This is a genomic window from Streptomyces sp. NPDC050085, from assembly GCF_044460595.1.
In the GTDB taxonomy this organism is placed as follows: domain Bacteria; phylum Actinomycetota; class Actinomycetes; order Streptomycetales; family Streptomycetaceae; genus Streptomyces.
Genome location: NZ_JBITJZ010000008.1, coordinates 69139 through 87928, shown reverse-complemented (window position 1 = coordinate 87928; position 18790 = coordinate 69139). Strand labels below are relative to the sequence as shown.

Annotated in this window: 21 protein-coding genes and 1 tRNA gene; 13 read left to right on the top strand and 9 right to left on the bottom strand. The window is 71.0% G+C overall.

What is annotated here, in order from left to right:
* Positions 1-55 precede the first annotated feature (55 nt).
* A complete protein-coding gene (locus ACIBUY_RS27990; protein ID WP_399154093.1) occupies positions 56-1333 on the top strand; it encodes a M6 family metalloprotease domain-containing protein in 1278 nt (425 codons plus the stop codon).
* Between the two features lie 178 nt (positions 1334-1511).
* Here the strand turns inward: ACIBUY_RS27990 and ACIBUY_RS27985 are convergent, their stop codons facing one another.
* The gene (locus ACIBUY_RS27985) at positions 1512-3182 is read right to left on the bottom strand and encodes a class I adenylate-forming enzyme family protein (protein WP_399154092.1); all 1671 of its coding nucleotides are present in this window, start codon (positions 3180-3182) and stop codon (positions 1512-1514) included.
* A 172-nt stretch (positions 3183-3354) separates the two neighbouring features.
* Between ACIBUY_RS27985 and ACIBUY_RS27980 the strand changes: the two genes are divergently transcribed.
* Together ACIBUY_RS27980 and ACIBUY_RS27975 are read left to right on the top strand one after the other, a co-directional pair.
* A complete protein-coding gene (locus tag ACIBUY_RS27980; RefSeq protein ID WP_399154091.1) occupies positions 3355-4563 on the top strand; it encodes an MFS transporter in 1209 nt (402 codons plus the stop codon).
* A gap of 152 nt (positions 4564-4715) precedes the next feature.
* Positions 4716-5039: an ArsR/SmtB family transcription factor gene (locus ACIBUY_RS27975; RefSeq protein ID WP_399154090.1), complete on the top strand. Its 324-nt coding sequence runs from the start codon at positions 4716-4718 to the stop codon at positions 5037-5039.
* On the opposite strand, the gene ACIBUY_RS27970 is transcribed toward ACIBUY_RS27975, so the two are convergent.
* Positions 5003-6241: an IS701 family transposase gene (locus ACIBUY_RS27970; RefSeq protein WP_399154089.1), complete on the bottom strand. Its 1239-nt coding sequence runs from the start codon at positions 6239-6241 to the stop codon at positions 5003-5005. The genes ACIBUY_RS27975 and ACIBUY_RS27970 overlap by 37 nt on opposite strands.
* Positions 6242-6360: 119 nt before the next feature.
* Between ACIBUY_RS27970 and ACIBUY_RS27965 the strand changes: the two genes are divergently transcribed.
* Positions 6361-7017, top strand: coding sequence for a TetR/AcrR family transcriptional regulator (locus ACIBUY_RS27965; RefSeq protein WP_399154088.1), 657 nt, complete (start codon positions 6361-6363; stop codon positions 7015-7017).
* Positions 7018-7062: 45 nt separating this feature from the next.
* Positions 7063-7138, top strand: a tRNA-Arg gene (locus ACIBUY_RS27960).
* A gap of 63 nt (positions 7139-7201) precedes the next feature.
* On the opposite strand, the gene ACIBUY_RS27955 is transcribed toward ACIBUY_RS27960, so the two are convergent.
* From ACIBUY_RS27955 to ACIBUY_RS27940, 4 genes are all read right to left on the bottom strand, one after another.
* Positions 7202-7696: a hypothetical protein gene (locus ACIBUY_RS27955; RefSeq protein WP_365577405.1), complete on the bottom strand. Its 495-nt coding sequence runs from the start codon at positions 7694-7696 to the stop codon at positions 7202-7204.
* A 55-nt stretch (positions 7697-7751) separates the two neighbouring features.
* Positions 7752-8651 (bottom strand): ATP-grasp domain-containing protein, encoded by a 900-nt coding sequence (locus ACIBUY_RS27950; protein WP_399154087.1) that lies wholly within the window; start codon positions 8649-8651, stop codon positions 7752-7754.
* Positions 8652-8705: 54 nt separating this feature from the next.
* Positions 8706-8987 (bottom strand): hypothetical protein, encoded by a 282-nt coding sequence (locus tag ACIBUY_RS27945; RefSeq protein ID WP_399154086.1) that lies wholly within the window; start codon positions 8985-8987, stop codon positions 8706-8708.
* A gap of 87 nt (positions 8988-9074) precedes the next feature.
* On the bottom strand, positions 9075-9716 hold the full coding sequence (locus tag ACIBUY_RS27940) for an HAD family hydrolase (protein WP_365577410.1): 642 nt from the start codon (positions 9714-9716) through the stop codon (positions 9075-9077).
* A 330-nt stretch (positions 9717-10046) separates the two neighbouring features.
* Here ACIBUY_RS27940 and ACIBUY_RS27935 point away from each other — a divergent pair, with 330 nt between their 5' ends.
* Both ACIBUY_RS27935 and ACIBUY_RS27930 read left to right on the top strand, forming a co-directional pair.
* On the top strand, positions 10047-10850 hold the full coding sequence (locus tag ACIBUY_RS27935; protein WP_399154085.1) for an SAM-dependent methyltransferase: 804 nt from the start codon (positions 10047-10049) through the stop codon (positions 10848-10850).
* Positions 10851-11169: 319 nt separating this feature from the next.
* The gene (locus tag ACIBUY_RS27930; RefSeq protein WP_365577414.1) at positions 11170-11394 is read left to right on the top strand and encodes a cold shock domain-containing protein; all 225 of its coding nucleotides are present in this window, start codon (positions 11170-11172) and stop codon (positions 11392-11394) included.
* A 188-nt stretch (positions 11395-11582) separates the two neighbouring features.
* Here ACIBUY_RS27930 and ACIBUY_RS27925 read toward each other — a convergent pair whose 3' ends face one another.
* Positions 11583-12707 (bottom strand): serine hydrolase domain-containing protein, encoded by a 1125-nt coding sequence (locus tag ACIBUY_RS27925; RefSeq protein WP_399154084.1) that lies wholly within the window; start codon positions 12705-12707, stop codon positions 11583-11585.
* 127 nt (positions 12708-12834) lie between these two features.
* On the opposite strand from ACIBUY_RS27925, the gene ACIBUY_RS27920 reads away from it, so the two are divergent.
* Both ACIBUY_RS27920 and ACIBUY_RS27915 read left to right on the top strand, forming a co-directional pair.
* The gene (locus ACIBUY_RS27920) at positions 12835-13452 is read left to right on the top strand and encodes a TetR/AcrR family transcriptional regulator (RefSeq protein WP_365577418.1); all 618 of its coding nucleotides are present in this window, start codon (positions 12835-12837) and stop codon (positions 13450-13452) included.
* A 58-nt stretch (positions 13453-13510) separates the two neighbouring features.
* On the top strand, positions 13511-14071 hold the full coding sequence (locus ACIBUY_RS27915) for a GNAT family protein (RefSeq protein ID WP_365577420.1): 561 nt from the start codon (positions 13511-13513) through the stop codon (positions 14069-14071).
* Here ACIBUY_RS27915 and ACIBUY_RS27910 read toward each other — a convergent pair.
* The gene (locus ACIBUY_RS27910; protein WP_365577422.1) at positions 14068-15144 is read right to left on the bottom strand and encodes a GNAT family N-acetyltransferase; all 1077 of its coding nucleotides are present in this window, start codon (positions 15142-15144) and stop codon (positions 14068-14070) included. The genes ACIBUY_RS27915 and ACIBUY_RS27910 overlap by 4 nt on opposite strands.
* Positions 15145-15352: 208 nt before the next feature.
* Here ACIBUY_RS27910 and ACIBUY_RS27905 point away from each other — a divergent pair, with 208 nt between their 5' ends.
* The gene (locus ACIBUY_RS27905; protein WP_365577424.1) at positions 15353-15700 is read left to right on the top strand and encodes a DoxX family protein; all 348 of its coding nucleotides are present in this window, start codon (positions 15353-15355) and stop codon (positions 15698-15700) included.
* A 2-nt stretch (positions 15701-15702) separates the two neighbouring features.
* Here the strand turns inward: ACIBUY_RS27905 and ACIBUY_RS27900 are convergent, their stop codons facing one another.
* Positions 15703-16302, bottom strand: coding sequence for a GNAT family N-acetyltransferase (locus tag ACIBUY_RS27900; protein WP_365577426.1), 600 nt, complete (start codon positions 16300-16302; stop codon positions 15703-15705).
* Positions 16303-16437: 135 nt separating this feature from the next.
* On the opposite strand from ACIBUY_RS27900, the gene ACIBUY_RS27895 reads away from it, so the two are divergent.
* Genes ACIBUY_RS27895 through ACIBUY_RS27885 form a run of 3 tightly spaced genes read left to right on the top strand, consistent with a single transcriptional unit; the run spans position 16438 to position 18762 of the window.
* Positions 16438-17373 carry a sugar kinase gene (locus ACIBUY_RS27895; protein WP_399154083.1) on the top strand — a complete coding sequence of 312 codons (936 nt, stop codon included), beginning with the start codon at positions 16438-16440 and terminating at the stop codon, positions 17371-17373.
* 4 nt (positions 17374-17377) lie between these two features.
* Positions 17378-18124 carry an IclR family transcriptional regulator gene (locus ACIBUY_RS27890; protein WP_365577430.1) on the top strand — a complete coding sequence of 249 codons (747 nt, stop codon included), beginning with the start codon at positions 17378-17380 and terminating at the stop codon, positions 18122-18124.
* Positions 18112-18762 carry a bifunctional 4-hydroxy-2-oxoglutarate aldolase/2-dehydro-3-deoxy-phosphogluconate aldolase gene (locus ACIBUY_RS27885; protein ID WP_399154082.1) on the top strand — a complete coding sequence of 217 codons (651 nt, stop codon included), beginning with the start codon at positions 18112-18114 and terminating at the stop codon, positions 18760-18762. The genes ACIBUY_RS27890 and ACIBUY_RS27885 overlap by 13 nt, the downstream gene beginning before the upstream one ends.
* The last annotated feature ends 28 nt before the right edge of the window (positions 18763-18790 follow it).

Below are 18790 nucleotides of genomic sequence, written 5' to 3'. Positions count from 1 at the left end.
CGCCTCGACACAGGGTGATCGAAACGGAGCCGAGCGTGAGGCGGAGGCGGATCGGATGCGGCAGCGGATACGCAGGAGCCGGCGCGGTGCGCTGCTCGCCGGGGCCACCGCGGTGGCCCTCGCGCTGACCATGACCGCGAGCACCGGCCGGCTGCTCGACAGCTCGCCCACCGCGGCGGGCCCGGTGGCGCTGGCCAGGGCGACCTCGCTCGGCCCCTGCATGATCCGCGGCGCGATGGGCGTCCAGATGTCGGAGGGCGTGCCCACCACCCCCGGCTACGCCCGTTCCACCGGCACCGTCCGCGCCCTCAACCTGATGATCGACTTCCCGGACGCGCCCGGTGAGGGCACGGCGATGAGCCGGCTCGGGGAGTTCTTCCCCAAGACCCAGGACTGGTTCCGCACCGGCTCCTACGGCCGCCTCGACTACGTCCCCGAGGCCCCCGTCAAACACTGGCTGCGCATGCCGAAGCCGTTCACCGCGTACGGGATAGAGCGCGGCGCACCCTTCGACCCCGGCTACCGCGAACTCGTCGACGACATCGTGGCCGCGGCCGACCCGGACGTGGACTTCCGCCAGTACGACCTGCTCAACATCCTGGTCACCCCGAACGCGGGGCCCTCCGCCCTGGACACGGTCCTGTCGGTGACGTTCGCGGGCAACCACGACGCCCCCGTCGCGGACGGCGTGCCGCTGTCCAACGCCTCCTTCGTGTACTCGCGCCAGGACGACGGGTCGGGTTCGTACGCCGAGACCGGGTACCGGGTGCTCCCCCACGAGAACGGGCACGTCTTCGGGCTGCCGGACCTCTACACCCAGGACGGCGGCGGGGCCGTCGGACACTGGGACATCATGAGCGAGGACTGGGGCGTCGGGAACGACCTGCTCGGCTGGCACAAGTGGAAGCTCGGCTGGCTCGACGACTCCCAGATCGGCTGCGCCGCCACCCCTGGCACCACGGAGCACCTGCTGTCACCGCTGTCCCGGCCCGAGGGCGGCGGCACGAAGATGGCCTTCGTCCCGCTCACGGAGAAGAGCGGGTACGCGATCGAGGTGCGCACCCGCGAGGGCAACGACGAGGCGGTGTGCCGACCCGGGGTGCTGATCTACAAGGTCGACGCGGACGTGGACACGGGGCACGGGCCCGTGACGGTGGAGGACGCGACGCCGGACAGCGGGGGCTGCACGCGGCGGCCCAACGTCCACGCGGAGCTGTCCGACGCGCCCTATCGACCCGGTGAGGTGTTCCGGGACCGAAAATCCGGGGTCCGGATCTCTGTCGCGGGGGCGGATGCCTCCGGCGATTACCGGGTGTACGTCACTCGGCGGTAGCGCGTTCGCGTCTGCCGGGTGCGGTGCGTTCGCGGCTGCGGGCCGGAGGGGCTTCTCGCGCAGTTCCCCGCGCCCCTGGATGGCCTGCGGCCATCAGGGGCGCGGGGAACTGCGCGACCAGCCACGACGGCGCAGCAGTCGGCGACGGGGTGGCGAAGTTACGGCGATGGGTGCGGCCTCAGCCGAAACGTCGCCGCACCTCTCTCTTCAGGACCTTCCCCGTCGCGTTGCGGGGCAACTCCCCCTCCTGCAGAAGGACATGCTCCGGCACCTTGAACCCCGCCAGCGACTTCCCCACGAAGGCTCGGAGCGTATCCGGGTCCACGGCGGAGCCCTGGCGGAGGCGGATCAGGGCTGCGACCTCCTCGCCGAGGACCGGGTGCGGGACGCCGACGACGGCCGCCTCCAGGACGTCGGGGTGGTCGTGCAGAGCGGCCTCGACCTCGACGCAGTAGACGTTCTCGCCACCCCTGACGACCATGTCCTTGATGCGGTCGACGACGCTGACCCGGCCTTCGGACAACACCGCGAGGTCACCCGTGCGGAACCAGCCGTCCGGGGTGAACGCCGCCTCGGTCGCCGCCGGGTCCTCCCAGTAGCCCCGGATGACGCACTGGCCGCGCAGCCACAGCTCGCCGACCGCCCCGTCGGGCAGGGCCTCGCCGCCGGGTCCGGCGATCCGGGCCTCGACGGCGGGCGCCGGTTTGCCCACGCTGCCGGGCCAACTGCGGTACTGGGCACCGAAGTTGGCGGTGACGCCGCCGAGGGTCTCAGTCAGGCCGTAGCCGTTGCGGGGTTCGATGCGCTCGCCGTGGCGGGCGGTGAGCCGGGCCACCAGGTCCGGCGGGGCGGCCGCACCACCCGTGTTGAACATCGTGAGGGTCGGCAGGTCGTCGCCCAACTCCTCGGCGCGGGCCAGGAGTTGCAGCGCCGTGGTGGGGACGCCGCCGAACGAGCCGACGCCGTGTTCGCGGATCGCGGCGAGCGCCTTGTCCGCGTCCCACTTGCGCAGCAGCACCAGCGTGCCGCCCACCGCCATGGCCGCGTAGAACCCGGTGAAGGCGGCCACGTGGAAGAAGGGGAAGGTCATCAGGCCCGGCAGGACCGGCGCCTGGCCCGGCACCAGGCCGCGGCCGAGGGCCGAAAGGGCCGCGAAATAGCGGGGGTTGGTGATCGCCCCGATGTGTGCGTGGTGGGTGGCGACGGCGCCCTTGGGGCGGCCGGTCGTCCCTGACGTGTAGAGGATCGTGGCGTCGTGGCCGGGCAGGACGTCCACGTCGGGCGGGCCGAGCAGGGGATCCGCGGCGGGCAGGTCGGCGTACCGCTCGACGCGCTCCCCCGCGACGGCCCGGCCCTCCTCGTGGCAGACCAGCGTCCAGGGCCTCTCGGCGGTGCTCGCCAGCCAGGGCGCGACGCGGTCGTAGCGCTCGCCGTCCACGACCAGCACCCCGGGGCGGCAGTCGTCGAGGGCGTACGCGCACTCGGCCGCGGTCCACCACGCGTTCAGCGGCACCGCCACCAGACCCGCCAACTGGGCGGCCCAGAAGGCGATCTGCCACTCGGGGTGGTTGCGCATCGCGATGACGGCGCGGTCGCCGGGCCGCAGACCGTACCCGTCCTCGGGGTCGAGGAAGCGGCGGGCGAGTGCGCTCGCCGCCGCGAAGAACTCCCCGTAGGTCAGCCGTCCGGTCTCGGTCAGGAGGAAGGGGGTGTCGCCGTACGCCCAGGTCGTCTCGGCGAACTCCCGCAGCGTGCGCGGCCCTTCGGCGTACGCGAGGCGTCCGTCGTCGCCTCGTACGACGGCGAACGGGGCGCCCGGGGCGGTGAGCAGCGCTTCCAGGGATTCCATTTCCGGACGGTACGTCCGCGCACCCGGCGCGCGTCAAGGAACCGGACTTCAAAGACTCTCTTCGGCTTCTCCGTGGCGTCCGGGAGTTGGGCGTACGGTCATCGACATCAAAGTTCGACATTCGTAGAACATCGAAATCTGCTCCCTACACACCCCAATCCCTGGAGCTGTCATGCCTGTTCAGACACCGGCCGCGGCAACAGCCCCCGCCGTCGCGGCGGAACGCCTGGCGACCAAGGACGTGCTGACCATCGCGGGGATGTTCCTCGCCGTCTTCTGCATCGGTGCCGACTCGTTCATCATCTCCCCGATCCTGCGGCCCATCAGCGAGGCGCTGGGCTCCTCGCTCGCCGCGGCGGGCCTGGGCGTCACCACGTACGCCATCTGCTACGCCGTCGGCGCACCGCTGCTCGGCCCGCTGGCGGACCGCTGCTCCCGCAAGCGCATGCTGCTCACCGGCATGACGGTGTTCGTCGCGGCCACCGTGTTCAGCGCCTTCGTGTCCGACCTGGTCACCTTCTGCGTGGCCCGCGGCCTGGCCGGCGTCGGCGCCGCGATGGTCACCCCGAACGTGATGGCCCTGATCGCCACCACCTACAAGCCCCCGCTGCTGCCGAAGGTCATCGGCATCGTGATGTCCGCGCTCTCCCTGGCCATCGTGATCGGCGTGCCGATCGGCTCGTACCTCGCGCAGGCGGCCGGCTGGCGCTCCAGCTTCTCCTTCGTCGCGGTGCTCGGCCTGGTGGCCGCGCTCATCCTGACCTCGGTGCTGCCGAACACCCCGGTCGCCCCCGGCCCCAAGAAGTCCTACGCCGCCGCCTACGGGGCCGTGCTCCGCTCGCGCACCGCCGTCTTCGCCCTCATCACGACCCTGGCCTGGATGACCGGCTTCTACGGCGTCTACACCTACCTCGGCACCTACCTCGGCGACTCGCTGGCCGTCTCGACCGCCACCGTCGGCTCCCTGCTCCTCGCCTACGGCGCGGGCAACTTCATCGCCAGCTTCCTGGCCGGCTGGACCGTCGCCAAGCTGGGCGCACGCAAGACGGTCCTGGTCAACGGCGTCCTCTCGGCCGCCATCGTGCTCGCCCTGACCACGGCCGAGCCCGCCGAGTGGGCCGTGCTCGTCCTGCTCGTCCTGTGGGCCTTCACGCAGGGCTTCGCCGTCACCGCGATGACCACCGTCTCCGCCGGTGCGGTCCCCGGGTCCCGTGCCACCGTGATGTCCCTGAACAGCTCCTGCATCTACCTCGGCCTCACCCTCGGCTCCGCGATCTTCGGCGCGCTGTTCTCCCACGCCTCGTTCGGCGCCCTCGGCATCGCGGCCGTCGTCGCGACCGCGATCGCCGTCGTCGCCAACGCCGCGGCCACCCGTGCCTAGGGCCCGTCCTCCGGGGCAGGAGGCACTCGGTCGTCGCCGCACGTCCCTGTGCGACCCTCGTCCCAACGCGGAGCAGGCGCTCACCGTCATTCACCGCTTCCGCTCGGGCCCAACACCGCGGCCGTGACGACCAGTTGACGAGGAGGACAGGCGTGCGAGGCGAACTCTTCCACCCCGCCAGGGAGGACATCTCCCTGGACAAGGTGCTGCACGCGCTCAGCGACCCGATCCGTCGGGACATCGCTCGCACCCTGCACACGGAGGGGCCACGTGTGTGCGGTCAACTCAGCTACCCCCTCGCGAAGTCCACTCTCTCGCACCACCTGAAGGTGCTGCGCGAGTCCGGCCTCATGCAGACCGAGATCCGCGGGACCTCCCGCGTCATCTCGCTGCGCCGGGACGACATCGATGCCCGCTTCCCCATGCTGCTCGACGCGGTTCAGGTGACGGCGGCGCCGGCGGAAGCCCTCGTATGAGGTGAGCCGACTCCGCGGTCCGTATGAGGTGAGCCGGCTCCGCGGTCCATATGAGGTGAGCCGGCTCCGCGGTCCGTATGAGGTGGGCCGGTTCCGCGGTCCGCCATCAGCCGCACGGCGTGCGCCGTCGACGCCAGCGTGAGGTGGCGGTGCCAGCCGCCGAAGGAACGGCCCACGAAGTCCCGGGCCCCCGTCTGCTCCACACCCCGCTGCGCGTCCAGCGCCACCCGGCGCGTCAGCTTCGTCAGGTGCAGCAGCGCGGCCGGGGACACGTCGGTGAGATGCGTGATCCACACCTGGGCCGGGGTCGCCCGGTCCGCGCGCCACTCGCCGAGCAGCACGAGGGAACGGTCGAGGCCCGGCGCGGCCCCCGGGATCCGCACGCGCACCGCGGCGACCTGCGACGTGGACAGCTCGAGCGGCAGCGCCGGGTCCAGCCACTCGACGCCGCGCCGCGCGCTCCCGACCGCCCCGAGGATCCGGCCGGCCGGCCGCACCGTCGACCTGGCCGACTGCAGGGCGACGTCGTCCACGACGAGCGGGGTCGTCGGCGAGATCCGCGCGAGCGCCGGCATCCCGGCGGCGGCGAGCCGGTGCATCGCGCGCCAGTCCCGGTGGCCCCGCAGATCCATGAGGACCGGCCGCGGCGTCGTACCCCACATCCGCGCCGGGTCGGCCACGACGTCGGCGGCGCACTCCTCGGGGGACGCGTAGCCCACGGTGCGCGGGATGTCCGCGCGGATCCGCAGGGCGTCGTCGCTCAGCCAGTGCTGCGGCAGGTACAGCTTCCAGTTCACCGGAACGCTCACGTCCGGGTTCGCGAGCCAGGCGCCGAACGCCCGCTGGCCCGTGGCCGTCTGACCGGCCTGCGCGTCGAAGAACCGGTCGACCCCGACGGTGTGTTCACCGGCCTTCGGGATCGTCACCGCCTGCACCACCCACGCCTGCGGCGGACCGACCCGGCCGACCCACCCCGCGAGGGCGGCGCGCATCGTGTCCCAGCTCCAGGTCGAACCGCTGATGAAGTGGTGCAGCCGCTGCTCCTCGTCGGGCAGCCCCAGGCACGCGGCGATGTTCCGGATCGACTTGCGCCCGTCCGCGGACAGCAGCCCCCGCACGTACCTCTCCGCACGCTCCCGCTGATCCCGCCGGCTCAGCGAGCCGAGGACCTCCTCCAGGAACTGCTCCTGTTGCCCGCGCACGGCGGATCTATGACTGCCGTTCATATTTAGACTCTGGATCAAGATTGTTCGAAAGTCTAGATAAACATGTACCCTGGTCCATGTTCCGCATCGGCCACACGAAAGCGAGGCTGGCATCCATGGGCGTGGACCTGCCGGGGACGACGACGTCACCGGGCCGTCGCGAGCGCAACAAGCAGCGCGTCAGAGAACGCCTGTACAGCTCGGCCATGACCCTCTTCGCCGAGCGCGGCTACGACCAGACGTCGGTCGGCGAGATCGCAGAGCACGCGGATGTGGCGCGCGGGACCTTCTTCAACTACTTCCAACGCAAGGAAGACCTGATCAGCGCCTGGGGCGAGCGGCGCCGGGCCGCGCTGGAGGAGTCGTTGGCGCTGGCCCCGCCCACCGCCGAATCGGACACGCGCAGCCAACTCGACCACTGCATGGCCACCCTCGGCCGGATCAACGAGAGCGAGGGCGGCCTCGTCATCCCCATGCTCACGGCCTGGGTGAAAGCGGGACACCCGCTGGTCGAGGAACCGTACGTCGCCAGGACCTTCGCCAAGATCATCGAGCGGGGTCAGGCGAAGGGCGAGATCGACGCCGCGGTGGACGCGTCGCGCATCGGCTTCATGCTGCGGGACATCTACCTGGGCACCCTGTTCCGCTGGAGCCAGACCGCCGAAGACGACCCGGCGTTCTCCCTCGGAGACGACCTCCGCGCCTCCCTGGCGGTCCTGCTCACAGGCATCACCACCGGCCCTCACTCCGCCCTGCCCAGGCAGGACGCCTGACCCCGCCCCCATCCGCTACGCTGTCCGAGGCTGCTAGCCGCCTACGCCTTCGTAGCTCAGGGGATAGAGCACCGCTCTCCTAAAGCGGGTGTCGCAGGTTCGAATCCTGCCGGGGGCACCATGCTCGCAGCGGACGGCCCCCGGAGTCCGACTCCGGGGGCCGTCCTGTCTGGCGTCGGGCCGACTAGTCGCTGAAGCAGCCGAAGTCCTCGTCGTCCCGGTCGTCGTACGCGCTGCGCGACTCCGCTTTCCCCGAGTTGAAGACGATGCGCCCGGCGCCGAGCTGCCGGGGCCGGAAGGTGAGGAAGCCTGCGACGAGATCGTCCGACGCCATGTTGGTGCGCAGCGCGTAGGTGGTGGTGGGGTCCAGCTTTTCCGACAGGGGGAGCCTCGTCGTGAAACCGTGCGGGGCACTTCCGAGAAGTACTCGACGCACCGCGAGCCCGTGGGAAGCCTTGATGTGCCACAGCAGTTCGCCCGGATCATCAGCAGTGCCGTCGTCATTCCACCGATACAGGCCGACCTCGTCGATGCCGTCGGGCTTGGCCCCCGGACACTCACGCCAACCGATCACCGGACCAGAGCTGCCGTGCTCGACGAACAGAGGGTCGAACTTCGCACCGCAGGCAGTCAGCAGCAGTGCGAGAGCGGCGACTCCTGTTGCTCTTCCCCACTTCACCCGGCGGGGGGTACGAGGGAACCGGCGGGAGCCGACAGCAGTGAGCGTCATTCGGTCACCCCAGTAGTCGCGTGATCAAGCGGGCCGGGTCGGTTTCCGCGGGCAGGTCGCTGACCTGGGCGTCGCCCAGCTCGATCACGCGCCAGGTGCCGTCGGTCCTGCGGGCGAGGTCCGTGGTCACGAAGCGGCAGTCGAGCGCCCCGACCCGCTGCCGAAGGCCGTCGAGGGCGGGGTCCGGCAGCAGGTCAGGGGTGTCGGGGTGGGCCGTGGTCAGCACGTGCTCCCCGTCCAGCCACCACACCCGCGCCTCGCCCACGGTCCGGTCGAACGGTTCGAAGGCGCGCAGCACGATCCCGCCGGCCAGGTCGGCGCCCTGGAGCTCGACGAAGCGGGACACCACTCGGTGCACCGCTGCCGTGTCGGTGAGGTCGGGGATGTAGCAGGCCTGGTTCCAGTCGTGCTTACGGGACTTGACGAAGTCCTTCACCACTCCGGGACCTGCGGGCAGGGTCGCCGCGAGCGCGGCCAGCTCGGCGGCGCCCGGGGGCTCGTCCGGGGCGCAGGGCGCGTAGCCGCTGAGCGGGGTGAGATCCGCGAACGTGCCGTACCAGCCCGGGAGTTCGTGTGCCGTGCGGTACATCGCGCCCGTGCTGCACAGGTGGGCGCCGCGCCGGTCCAGTGCGGACTCCAGGTCCGCGTACCGCGCCGCGGGGATCATCCATCCGCGGTACCAGACAGGGCCGATCCCCCGAGGGACGCGGCGCACGGCCTCCTCCGCGCGGCCCGCGAGCAACGCGTCGTGGTCCAGCAGCGCCACCGCCGCACCCGCCCGGCGCGCCGCACGGGCCTGCGGAGCGAAGTGCGGGTCACAACTCGCCGTCCGCAGAGGGTCGTTGCAGAGGAGGAGAGCCGTGGGAGTCGTGGGAGTGGCGGGAGTCGTGGGAGTGGCGAGCACTTGTTCACCGTAGCCGGATCCCCATTGCGTGCGCCGTCCCCAATCCCCTTGCCCTCAGCCGGATCCGTCGGACAGGAAGCCCTCACGCCCATAGGCAACAGAATCGGGCTCCAAGGTCCAGCCGCCGGCCGAGTTCGACAGCTTCACGAACGTCGTGCACTTGCCGGTCGGCAGGATCGGCTCATCGCAGTACGCGCAGAACCGTCCGCCCTCGCTGCTCGCAGGACCGACATGGTCGATGAGCTGGGTGTAGACCGTCAGCACGGTGCAACAGGCGCAGGCCCGGGGGAAGATCCGGCGACCGGTCTCCGTGTCGTCGCGCTCGCCGAGATCCACACTCGCTCGTGCTGTCAGCGATCTCCCGCACCACACGCAGGCCCGAGCCCCTCCCTTCAACCAGCAGGTGGGACAACCCCGTTGGCGTCAGCGCGTGACGATCTCCACGAGGTCCATGAGGGAGTTGACGCGGTAGTCGGCCGCCGCGATCACTTCTGGGTCCTCCGCCCACAGATGGCCCCACGGCCCGCGCCGAAGGTGCGCCGTGCGCAACCCGGCCGCGCGGGCAGGGAACACGTCGTTGTGTGGATGGTCACCCACGTAGAGGATCTCCTGAGCAGGTACGTCGGCTTCAGCGACGAGCCGCTCGAAGAACTCTGGTGACGGCTTGGCGACGCCCCACTCCCCGGACGTCGCGATCTCGTCCGCGGGCAGGTCCAGCTCGCGCAGCAACTCGGCCGCGCGGGCGGTCTGATTGCCCGCGACGATGACGCGGACGCTCGCCTCGCAAAGTGCAGCGAGCGCAGGCCGGACGTCCTCGTACACGTCCGACTCGTCGAGGTACTCGCCGCGACCGGCCGCCTCCCTGGCCTGGTACGCGGAGGCGATGTCGATGCTCGGCCGGATCAGGCGCAGCGCCTCGGCGTTGTCCTGGCCGCGCGCGACGACAGCGCCGACGAGCGCTGACATCGTGTGCCGGGGCACGTGCAACCAATCGGCCCACGCTGCCCAGTAGCGGTCGTCCCGTACGAGGGTTTCGCCTACGTCGAATGCGATGGTGCGGATCACACGTCGACCCTAGTTGCATGAACCCGTGGGACACGGACGCCCCGCTCGGGGCCGTTGGCAACGTGCCGGCGTCGCCACGCCTAGTCGTCCGGGCACTGCGTCGTGCCATCCATGCCATCCGTTCCGTCCGCCCCGTCCGTCCCGTCCATCCCGCCCTTGCCGTTCTGCCCCGTGAACCCCAAGAGCTGCGCGGCCCTGGCGAGGGCGTGACCGTGAGGCGTTCTTCCCGAACCGTAACTCGCCGAAAGCACACAGAAGTTGATGTGCGAAGCTGGCGCCGATCTGTTGATGGAGCGGAGCGCCTTGGGGTGGCGCCGGAGGGAGTGCAGTGTGACGCAGGACGACGGTGGCGGCGGGGCGATCGACACCAGCAAGCCGCATCCCGCACGCATCTACGACTACCTGCTCGGCGGCAAGGACAACTACCCGCTGGACCGGGAGGCCGGTGACGCGCTCGTGGCGGCGGCGCCCGAGGTCCTGGTCAGCGTGCGGGCCAACCGTGCCTTCATGGAGCGCGCCGTCCGGTTCGCCGTCGGCAGTGGCGTACGGCAGATCCTCGACATCGGCACGGGGCTGCCCACCGCACCGAACGTGCACGACGTCGCGCGGGAGGTGGCGTCGGACGTGCGGGTCGCGTACGTCGACAACGATCCGATCGTGAAGGCGCACGGTGACGCGCTGCTCAGCCGTTCCGGGGCGACCAGCATCACGCTCGGGGACCTGCGTGACCCGCGGGCCGTCCTGGAGCACCCCGGTGTCCGCCGGGTCATCGACTTCGACGAGCCGGTCGTGCTGCTGCTCGTCGCGGTCCTGCACTTCGTCACCGAGAGCGAGGAGCCCGAGCGCATCGTCGCCGAGCTCAGGGAGGCGCTTCCCGTCGGAAGTCACCTGGTCCTCTCCCACGTCACGGGCGACTTCGCCGACGCGCGCAAGGACGTCGCCGCGGCCGTCTACAACCAGGCCACCGCCACGATGAACCTGCGGTCCCGCGCCGAGGTGGAGCGGTTCTTCGGCGACTTCGAGCTGGTCGAACCCGGCCTGGTCCAGGTGCCGTTCTGGCGCCCCGACGCCGAGCCGTCCGCCCGGGCCAAGGAGATCGGCTTCTACGGCGGTGTGGCCCGCAAGGTGTCCTGACGGTCCGCGACGGCCTTGCCCGCGCACTGGCGGCGGCCGTCCCTCGCCGTCCACGGGTTCGTACGGGCAGTACGTCGAATCCGTAGCCACCTTCAGGACCTCACAGGGAATCACGGTTGTCCACAGGCACCGCGTACGTCGAAGGCCCCGACCGATGTTCCTGGTCGGGGCCTTCAACATGCGCGGTGGGTATGGGATTTGAACCCACGGTGCCTCGCGCCACGACGCGTGCAGCGTTGAACAGACGCAGACAAGACCGACACGCACCGGGTGCAGCAGCCAGACGCGTCTGCGCAGCGGAAGCCGTAAGGTTCCGCCCATGGTGACTGCGACCGTCCGCGAGTGGGACGACGAGCAAGGGTGGGGCGTTCTCGACTCCCCTGAGACCCCCGGCGGTTGCTTCGGCCACTACTCCGACATCCAGGCGACCGGCTTCCGCACGCTGTCAGCAGGACAGCAGGTCGACCTCACGTGGGAAGCCCCCGGCTTCAAGCAGGACGGGTACGACTACCGCGCGGTGAGTATCGTGCCTCGGCCCGCCTGACATCTACGGCGGGCATCAACGACGGGCATACGTCGGTCTCCATCAGTGCGCAGGGTCACCGTCCTCTCCACGGCAACACCCAGGAGCTCCTCAAGCGGGTGTCGCAGGTTCGCATCGTGCCGGTGGCACAGGAGCGCTGATCCGCCGATTCGGCCTCGGACCTGTCGTCCAGGGGCGTTCGCGTGTTCTCAGCCGTCGCAGAAGACCTCCGTGACGAGCCTCTGCTTCACCGTCTCGAACGCCCCGGACATGGCGGCGAGGTCGAGCTCGGCGTCCCCGGTGGTCAGCGAGCCGGTCAGGGTCCTGCTGCCGTCGGGCGTGCTGTACATCAGCGCCGCCCAGCCCCAGAAGCCGCCGTTGTGGTGGAGGACGGTGCCGCCGGCCGTCTCCTCCACGAACACCCCCAGGCCGTAACCCACCTTGGGGTGCGGCGTGCGCATCTCGGCCAGCAGCCCGGCCGGCAGGAGCTTGCCGCCGTTGAGCGCGGAGAAGAACGTGTGCAGGTCCTGGGCGGTCGAGATCATGTCACCGGCGGCGGAGATCCAGGAGGGGTTGAAGTCGGTGGTGTCGACCACCTTCCACTGACCGGAGTCCTCATATCCGTAGTAGCCGTGCGCGTGCGGCTCGGGGATCTCCGGCGAGGCTTCGGGCACCACCGTGCCGGTCAGTCCGAGCGGGCCCAGGATCAGCCGCTGCATCTCCTCGGGGTAGGAGCGGCCGGTGGCCTTCTGGACCAGCAGCCTGGCCAGTACGTAATTGGTGTTGGAGTAGTTCCAGTCCGTGCCCGGCTCGAACCGCGGCGGCTTGGACAGCGCCGGCCGTACCAGCTCCTCCGGCCGGTAGGTGCGGAACCGGTTGCTGTCCACCCACTCCTTGCCAAGGCCGGGGACCCCGCCCGGCGCGAACGACCCGTCGTCGTAGTACTCGCCGGTGAAGTTGAACACCCCGCTCGTGTGCTGCAGCAGCATCCGCACCGTGATCCGCCGGTCGAGGCCGAGCTCGGGCAGGTAGTCGTCCGCCGGGGTGTCCAGCCCGATCACGCCCTCGGCCACCAGTTGCAGCACCAGGGTCGCGGTGAAGGTCTTGGTGACGCTGCCGATCCGGAAGTGCCCGTCGACCGACGGCTCGGCGCTCTCGCCCAGCTTCCGCACCCCGGCGCTGCCGGCCCACGCGCCCCGCTCGTCGTGCACGTGCAACTGCACCCCGGCGACGACGCCGGATTCGACGATCTCCTCGATGGCCTTCTGCAGCTCCGGGCGATCCTGTCCGGTCCTCGGGGTGACCTCGTCCTGGTCGATCGGGGTCATGGCCATGGCTGTGTGCTCCTTCGAACCAAGGGAGACACGACACGTGCCGTGTCGTGTAATTGCGCCCAGCCTGCAGCGCCCGCGCTGTGACTGTCAACAACACGGCACGTTCCGTTTCCCGTAACCTGGGCGCATGACAGGCTCACCGAACCCGGACAGGCGAAGCCAGCGGAGCCGCCAGGCGATCCTGGACGCGTCGCTCGAACTCTGCGGCGAGATCGGCTACGGGCGTCTCACCATCGAAGGAATCGCCGCGCGGGCCGGCGTGAGCAAGAAGACGATCTATCGCTGGTGGCCGTCCAGGGCATCCGTGGTCGTGGAAGCGCTCAACGAGGCGATCGATCCGGCCCTGACCCACCCCGACACCGGCGACCTGGCCGAGGACATGCACCGCCAGATCACGGCGCTCATCGACCTGCTCACCCCGCCCGAACGATCACCGCTGAGCGCCCTGATCGCCGAAGGCCTGCAGCACCCCGACGTCGCCGACGAGGTCCGGGACCGCCTCGTCCAGCCGCGCATCGACAGCTTCAACGCGCGCATCCAAAAGGCGCAACAGCGGGGCGAACTCCCGCCCGGCACCGACCCCGCCGTGGCACTGGACCTCTTCTACGGCCCGATCTACCACCGGACCGTCCTCCGCCTCGGGATCCCGGACCCGACGGAACTGCGCGTACTCGTCCGCCACGCGATCCGCGCACTCACCTGCCCGGACCCGGACGCCCAGGACGAGGTCGCCTCCGGTCGCTGAAACGGCGCGGGTCCCCCTTCCCTTGCCGTCCGCCGGGCCCCTCGGATAGGAAGCCCTCATGCTCATAGGCAACAAGATCGGGCTGCGGGCCCGGCGCGAGGACGACATTCCTGCCCTGCAGGCCGAGTTGTACGACGACGTGGTCACCCACTCGCGGGCCCAGGCCGTGCCGTGGCGGCCGATCGCGTCGGGCACGACGCACCCGCTACTCGCGGTGAACGACTCGGAGCAGGGCCATGTCGCCTTCTCCGTCGTCGAGTTGGACGGGGGTGCGCTCGTCGGCACCGCGACGCTGTGGGGCATCGACAACCACAGCCGGGCCGCGCACATCGGCCTCGGGCTGCTGTCGTCCGCCCGCGGCAAGGGGTACGGCACCGATGTGGTCGGGGCGCTGTGCCACTACGGGTTCGTCGTACGCGGCCTGAACCGGCTGCAGATCGAGACGCTGGCGGACAACACCGCGATGCTGGGTTCGGCGGAGCGCAACGGGTTCGTCCGCGAGGGCGTCCTGCGCAACTCGGCCTGGGTGATGGGCGAGTTCCTGGACGAGGTGGTGCTCGGTCTCCTCGCCCAGGACTGGAAGCCGGGACCCACGGCCCAGGACGCGCCCAGGCCCTAACCTCGCAGCGAGCCCACCGTCTTCAGCAGGCGGTCCGCCCGCTCCCGCAGCGCGGGGTGCGCGAGGACCGTGTTCCGCAGGCCGCGCACCGGGCGCCGCCACAGGCGGTGGGCCGCGGCGACCGGGTGGGGGCGGGTCGCGAAGCCTTCGCAGACGCGCAGTTCGCGGGTCTTGAGCCAGTCCTTGTACTCCTTCTCGCCGCGCCCCCAGTCCATGAGCCGGATGCCCCGGCGGCCCGCGGCCTCGACCATGCGCAGGTGCATCAGCAGGCCGGGCGAGTAGTAGCTGAACTCGGGGTCGTACGCGGTGAACCAGGCCGCGAAGACCGTACGGGACGTCGGTCCGAAATGGGCCGCGACCGGGCGGTCGCCCGCGTAGACGACGGAGAGGACGCCGGTGAAGTGGTCCTCGCGGACGTCGAAGAGGTGGTCGACGAGGTCGACGATCCAGGGGCGGGCGAAGCGGTCCATGCGGCCCGTCCTGCGGTACTGGGCCGACTTCCACGTCATGAGCTGACGCAGCACCTCGGGGTCGCGCTCGTCGTAGACGAAGCGCATCTCCCCCACGTTGCGGGTCAGGCGGCGCTCCTTCTTCAGGGTCGTCTTCGCCTGGCCCGGATAGGTCGCCTTCAGCCACTCCTCGTACGACTCGTGGCCGGGGTCCTTCAGGTCGAGCACCGGTGAGGCGAACGTGCCGGTGACGTAGCGGCCGAAGGGCTTCTGCTCCTCGACGAGGTGGTCGAACTCGAAGACCGACAGGCCGCAGGCGCGCAGCAGCTCCTGCGGGTCCCAGCGCACCCCGGGTCTGTGCACCAGCGCCTGGCAGTCGGACAGGCCGAGGCCGATGGCGCGGCCCACGCCCAACGGGCCCCTCTCGTACGGGAAGAAGCCGACCGGTTCGCCCCCGTCGTGCAGCACCGCCACGTGCGCGCGGCCGCGGTGTCTGCTCACGCCGACCGCGAACTCCGGTGCCAGGAACGGATTCTGGTAGTCCGGCGACTCGTCCATCGTCTCGTGCCAGGCCTCGCGGAGCGCGGTGCTCAGCTCCTCGGGTCTGCAGGTCGTGATCTTCACCTGAGGATGCCCCCCTGTTCCCCCATGGGGCTCAAAGGTCGCGAAACAGTACGCACGCTGTCAAGAGTGCTTCGGGCAGGATCAGTTCCAGAAGTTTTTCCCGCGACGTGTCACATTCCGGCGGGCTCGCGTTTCAACCAGGCAGCGGATCAAAACCGCACCCGAAAACGCCAGTTGAGGGGCTCCGGCCCCCGTTGAGGAGAGTCCGATGTCCGCGGTCCACACTGCCCACACCATCGTCACCGTCGTCGCCGCCCTGATGGCCGGTTTCTCCGCGTACTCCGTCTTCGCCCGCGCCGAGTGGGTCGTCAAGCCGATGGCCGACTACGGGGTGCCCACCTCATGGATGACCTTCCTCGGCACGGCCAAGGCGGCGGGCGCCGTCGGCCTGCTGGTCGGTCTGGCCGTGCCGCCCATCGGCGTCGCCGCCGCGATCGGTCTCATCCTGTACTTCACCGGGGCCGTCATCACGGTGGTGCGGGCGCGCTGGTTCTCGCACGTGCCGTTCCCGCTGGTGTACGTGGCCCCGGTCGTCGCCGCTCTGGTCCTGTCCTGAACTCACGAACCCTGGAGATCCCGCACACCCTGGATACGGACGTGGACGTGCATGTCGTGCCAGCCGTCCGTGTGCAGCGCCGAGCTGCGACGGATGCCCTCCAGCGGGTACCCGGCCTTGAGCGCGACCCGGCACGACGGCTCGTTGCGCGTGGAGTGTTGCAGGTCGAGCCGGTGGAAGCCCAGCTCCAGGGCCCAGTCCGTCATCGCGGTCAGGGCCCTGGGGGCGACGCCCCGGCCGCGGGCCGCGGGGAGCATCCAGTAGCCGATCTCGCCGTAGCCGTCCATGAGGTCGAGGTCGCGCAGCCCCATCCGGCCGAGCGGCGTCCCGTCGTCGGCCCGGGTCACGAACCACTGGGCCGCCTTCTCCTCGCGCCACTCCGCGTGCGTGCCCTCGATCCAGTCGAGCGCCTCCTGCGGGGACTCCATGGAGCGGACGTGCCAGTAGCGCAGCGTCGGATCCTGGAAGGCCTCGTGGACGGTGCGGGCGTCGCCGGGCTCGAACGGCCGCAGGAGCAGTTCGCCGTCAGCCGTGTGCAGGGTGGGCTGGGGCGTGGCGGCAAGGGTGCCGGGCGTGATGGTGGGCGAGGTCTCTATCGGCATGATCCGCATCATTCAGGGATCGCCGGGCCCGCGCATCCATAAATCCGGGGCTGTTGCACCATGTGCACACTCGTTGCACAGGCGCTGTTACGGTCGCACGGCCGCTCGACACCGGCCGAAAGGACAGGACCCGCCATGGACACGCAGGCCGCACAGGCCCGCCCCGAGGTGATCTGCGTCGGCGAGACGATGGCCCAGGTCACGCCCGCCGACGGGGAGCGGCTCGAGCACAGTCGCGCGGTGCGCCTCGCCGTCGCGGGCGCCGAGTCGACCGTCGCGCAGCACCTCGCCGACCTCGGGCACCGCACCGCCTGGGCGAGCCGGGTCGGCGACGACCCCTTCGGGCGGCGGATCACGGCGGCGGTCGCGGCCCGCGGGGTGGACGTCACCGGCGCGGTCACGGACCCCGACGCCCCGACCGGCGTCTACTTCAAGGACCCGGGGCCCGACGGCACGCGCGTGCACTACTACCGGGCGGGCTCCGCGGCCTCCCGGATGGGCCCGGCGGACGCCGACCGCATCGACCTGACGGGCGTACGCCTGCTGCATCTGAGCGGGATCACCCCGGCCCTGTCCGCGGGGTGCGCACAGCTGGTGCGGCACCTGATGGAGCGGGCGGCCGCGACCGGCACGCTGGTCTCCTTCGACGTCAACTACCGTCCCTCGCTGTGGAGTTCGGGCACGGAGGCGGCCGGCGCACTGCGCGATCTCGCCGCGCGTGCCGACATCGTGCTCGTCGGGCGGGACGAGGGCGAGTCCCTGTGGGGCGCCGCCACCGCCGACGAGCTGCATGCGTTTCTCGCGCCCCGCGGCACCCTCGTCGTCAAGGACGGGGCGGTCGGCGTCACCGAATTCGCCGACGGGACAAGGGAGTTCGTGCCCGCGCCCGCCATGGAAGTGGTGGAGGCGGTCGGCGCGGGGGACGCGTTCGCGGCCGGCTGGCTGAGCGGGCTGCTGCGCGGCGCACCCGCCGCCGAACGGCTCGCCCTGGGACACCGCCTCGCCGGCCGCACCCTGCGCAGCATCGAGGACTACGTCCCCGCCGACTCCCTTTGTACAGAGGGGAATTGAGAGCATGTCGCAGACAGTGAGGCGGGCCATCGACATCCTCGAGTTCGTCGCCCGGCGTCCGCGCACCCAGTCCCAGGTCGGCGAGCACCTGGGCGTGCACCGCTCGACCGCGCTGCGCATCCTGGAGTCGCTGACCGACGGCGGGCTCGCGCGACGGCTGCCCGACGGGCGCTACGCGGTCGGGCACCGGCTCGCGGGACTCGCCCAACTCGCCCTGGAACAGTTCGGGTTGAGGGACATCGCGGGCGAGCACCTGCGCGCCCTCGGCGAGCGCTGCGGGCACACCGTGCACCTGGCCGCGCTCGAGGGCGGCCGGATCGTGTACGCCGACAAGGTCGACCCGGTGGACGGGGTGCGCCTGTACGCGGAGATCGGCCGGCCCGTGCGTCTGCACACCGCCGCTGTCGCCAAGGCGATCCTCGCGCACCTGCCGCGCGACGAGGCCGAACTCCTGCTCTCCGACTGTGACTTCACCGCGTACACCGCCACGACCGTGACCGATCCGGCCGCCTACCGGAAGGCGCTCGACCGGGTCCGGAAGCGCGGCTGGGCCGTCGACGACGGCGAGTACGAGGACTACGTGAACTGCGTCGCCGCCCCCGTGCGCGACGGCGGCGGCGAGGTCGTCGCCGCCGTGTCCGTGACCGCGCTCAAGGCGAAGGCTGACCTCGCCGCCCTCACCACCCGCGTGCTGCCCGATCTGCTGACCACCGCCGAGACGATCTCCAAGGAGCTGGGATGGCGCCCGTAGGACCCGCGAGCCGGCAGGCACTCACCTTCGACGAGCTGTTCGCCGGGGCGCCCGTCATGGCGATCCTGCGCGGCATGCCCGTCGAGCGCACCCTCGAACTCGCCGTCCGCGCCTGGGACCTGGGCATCGACTGCATCGAGGTGCCGGTGCAGTCCGAGGAGGCCGCGCGGGTGCTCGCCGCCGTCGTGGCCGCCGGGGCCGAGCGCGGCAGGGCCGTCGGCGCGGGCACGGTCACCAGCGCCGAGCGCCTCGCGTGGGCGGTCGGGGCGGGCGCCGCGTTCACCGTGGCCCCGGGACTCGACGAGGCCGTGGCGCGGGCCAGCGTCGCGGCGGGGCTCCCCCATCTGCCCGGGGTGGCGACGCCGACGGAGGTGCAGGCCGCGCGGGCGCTCGGGCTCACCTGGCTGAAGGCGTTCCCGGCGAGCGTGCTCGGCGTGGACTGGTTCCGGGCGATGCGGGGCCCGTTCCCGGAGGTGCCGCTCGTCGCGACCGGGGGCATCGACGCGGGCAACGCCGCCGCGTACCTGGCGGCCGGGGCCCGCGTCGTCGCCGTCGGATCGGCCCTGGAAGACCCGGCTCAACTCCCCCGTTTGGCCGAGCTGTTGGCACCGGCCACGGTTGAAAAGCCCGATGAGTGACAAATGCGCCGAACCGGTGAAGCAGCGC